3 protein-coding genes are annotated in these 2,967 nt (G+C 50.9%); 1 reads left to right on the plus strand and 2 read right to left on the minus strand.

The genetic code is table 11. The annotated features are described in order from the left end of the window. Positions 1-205: 205 nt before the first annotated feature. Together K5845_RS21120 and K5845_RS21125 are read right to left on the minus strand one after the other, a co-directional pair. The gene (locus K5845_RS21120; RefSeq protein ID WP_052744023.1) at positions 206-1,330 is read right to left on the minus strand and encodes a GGDEF domain-containing protein; all 1,125 of its coding nucleotides are present in this window, start codon (positions 1,328-1,330) and stop codon (positions 206-208) included. A 163-nt stretch (positions 1,331-1,493) separates the two neighbouring features. Then, positions 1,494-1,742, minus strand: a complete 249-nt coding sequence (locus K5845_RS21125) for a hypothetical protein (RefSeq protein ID WP_287959975.1) — start codon at positions 1,740-1,742, stop codon at positions 1,494-1,496. Positions 1,743-1,984: 242 nt separating this feature from the next. On the opposite strand from K5845_RS21125, the gene K5845_RS21130 reads away from it, so the two are divergent. Then, a partial coding sequence (locus tag K5845_RS21130; RefSeq protein ID WP_287959976.1) for a PDC sensor domain-containing protein occupies positions 1,985-2,967 on the plus strand: 983 nt, incomplete at its 3' end.

Raw genomic sequence — 2,967 nt, forward strand, 5'->3', positions numbered from 1 at the left:
GGGTGACATCATGCGCATGCCCGGCCTGCCGAGCGTGCCCTCAGCGGAAGCCATCCGCCTCAATGATCAGGGCCATATCGAGAACCTGAGCTAACCCAAAGCCGGGGAGGGGCGCAGCAGCGCCTCTTCCTCCGAGCTCTATCAATTGTGACCGGCTTTAACGATTTTCTTGAAGCCGGTTTTTCCTTTACGAAACGTGCTTTGTTCAGGCGCCGTTGTGCTCGACCCGATTTCTCCCGCTTTCTTTTGCGATGTAGAGATGTCGGTCGGCGCGTTTGATGAGCTGTTGGATGTCTTCATCGGTTTTCAGTTCGGCGAGACCGAATGATGCCGTGATTTTGCCGATGGGTTGCCGGGTGGTTGTTACCCGCCAGCTGCTTGCCTCCAAATCGGAACGAATATTTTCGGTCACGTGTTTAGCCCCCTCAATACCCGTCTCGGGGAGGATTAAAGCAAACTCTTCGCCGCCATAGCGAATTGCCGTATCGCGGCCCTTAATATTTTTAACGAGCAGCGAAGCGAATAGTTGAAGCACGCTGTCTCCGACCTGATGGCCGAATTTATCGTTGATATGCTTGAAATGATCCAGATCGCAGATCACGAGAGAAAGTTTTGAGCCCTTGGCCTGCGCTTGTGCAGCTTCCTGGGCCAAAGTGATATCGAAGCGTCGGCGATTTCCAAGCTCGGTCAAGGGGTCACGCATGCCCTGATCCAAAGCATGCGCGAGCTTCGCGCGGAGTTCTTCGATCTGTTGCTGGGAGGTGGTGAGGCGTTGCTTGAGGTCGGCAGACTCTTTCTGCATCAGAGAATTCTTGGCGAGCAGAAAAGTGATTACGACGTCGGTCTTGTTGGCAGATTTGGAGCGTTCGAGCTTGGTGCGCGCGTCTTTCAGCGACCTTGAGAATTCTTCGTTCGCGCGCAAGAATGTCTGGATCCACTTTATATTCTGGACGAGTTCTTCATCCAGACGCAGGCCCTCGGCGCGAATGTCTTTTGCGAGTTCACGCTGGCTTGCCGAGAGCTCCTGACGGCTTCCCTCCTCTGCGTTGCCCAAGTAGCGCTTTGTAGCGAAGTAAAGTCCCGCGCCGCTAAGTGTGAACAGGCTCAGGATAAAAACAAGAGAGTTCGGGCTTTCGACATAGCGGATCGTCTGTGTCTGACCAACGCTGTTGGATACCTCCCAGATCGCTGGCGATAACAATCCAAACGTCAAGGCGTTCACACTCACCGGAAGCCAGCCCGGAGACAAAAGGAGAGACGCCCATAAAATAGCTAAAAATATCGCTCCCGACACAAGCAGCGGCAGGGGATTGGAAAAGCGTACGGTCAATCAATATATCTCCGATTTTGAGGATAGCTATATACTATAAATTATGCGTGTATACATAGATATGGTTAAAGGCTGGTAACCAAGAAGCTCTTGAGATTTCAGGTGTATGGCTAAAAAGTAATCAGGCCAATTTATTTCTGTATACGAACCATCTTCCTGCGACCTAATTTTTGTCGGCGCGCCGTATCGTTACGGCGACGTCTATTTCATTATTTAAATCCACTCCTGTGTCGGTGAATATTTTTCCTGCAATGTCTTTTGTTAAATAATGCATTGTGTGAAATGAGCCGGAAGAATCCGTTCTCCGCATGTGCTCATGCAAGTCTACGAGGCCAGTGTACTCGATCGTTCCTTCGATCCATTCACCCGTACGGCGGTCTGCTTTGACGATTATATGATGACGTTTGTTCATCGCTTGCTCGCTGTCGCAAACTTCAAAAAATACCTAATTCTTAATTCTGGCATTGGCTTTTTATTTAATTTGCCGTGTGCCCAGGGCAATCCAGGCATCGTGTGTTCGATGTAAATTGGGCAGCTCAGGTTGCTGGCTTTCGTCGAAATGGCGCAAATATAATCTGCCCGCCTCCTAACTTAAGAGAAATTTTCATCACTCTATGTAGCTTATGCTGCTGGTCGTTTCTGCAGAGTGACAAAATGGTGCGCGTAAGAGAAGAAAATAAACTTTCTGTGGCGTGGTACGTACCGTCGTTGCTCTGCATTGCGCTTGTCGGCCTGTGCTGGATTGGTATTGCGCTTATTCTGAAGAATACCAGAGAGTCGCAAATTGCTGCGGAAGCCCGCCACTTGCATAACGTGGCGATGATCTTTGCCGAACACGCCGCGAGCACGTTCGGTCAAGCAGACACGATGCTCCGTTCTTTAAAAAATGACGTAGAAGCGGATCTTGCATCAGGTATCGATAGTCTCAGGATTGAGAGATCAAAGTACGGCCTGGGACCACAATCTCGACCTGTTGAGCGACTCTCCCTTGTGAATCCAAGAGGGCAGCTTGTTGCGACCTCACTTTTAGGAACGGATACGCCTCTCATTGATTTGAGTGGCCGGCCGCATATTCGAGTCCATTTAGACAATCCAGCATCCGGATTGCACATCGGCGTTCCGGTGATTTCGAAGCTCACATATCGGTGGTCTTTGTTCCTGACTCGCCGGATCAATGGGCCTAGCGGGTTCTTAGGAGGGATCGCGACTGCAGCGGTTGATCCCGCGATTTTATCGGAAATGTATGGATCCGTGAGGCTGGGTGATGATGCGGTTATTATGCTTGTCGGTACGGACGGCATCGTCCGAGCAAAGGTGGGCGAAGACGGCAAGGCGATAGGCCGGAAGTTGGATTCGCCGGTCTGGAGGAGATTGCTAGCATCGCCACCTGACAGACCCACGGTGCATCGTACTCTCATGTCATCCGAGAAGATGATCGATGTGGCACCAGTGATGGGATATCCCTTGCGAGTGGTGGTTGGCCTCAGCAAGAACGACTACCTTGCCTCTTATCGTCTTGAAGAGCGGCGCTTAATCAGCATTGGCGCGATTGCGACGGGACTACTTTCATTGGCGGCGATTCTGATCGCAATGCTTCAATTGCGTTCCAATGCGGCCTTTCAATCTCTTGTATTGGT

It is taken from the genome of Filomicrobium sp. (genome assembly GCF_025698805.1).
Taxonomy (GTDB): domain Bacteria; phylum Pseudomonadota; class Alphaproteobacteria; order Rhizobiales; family Hyphomicrobiaceae; genus Filomicrobium; species Filomicrobium insigne.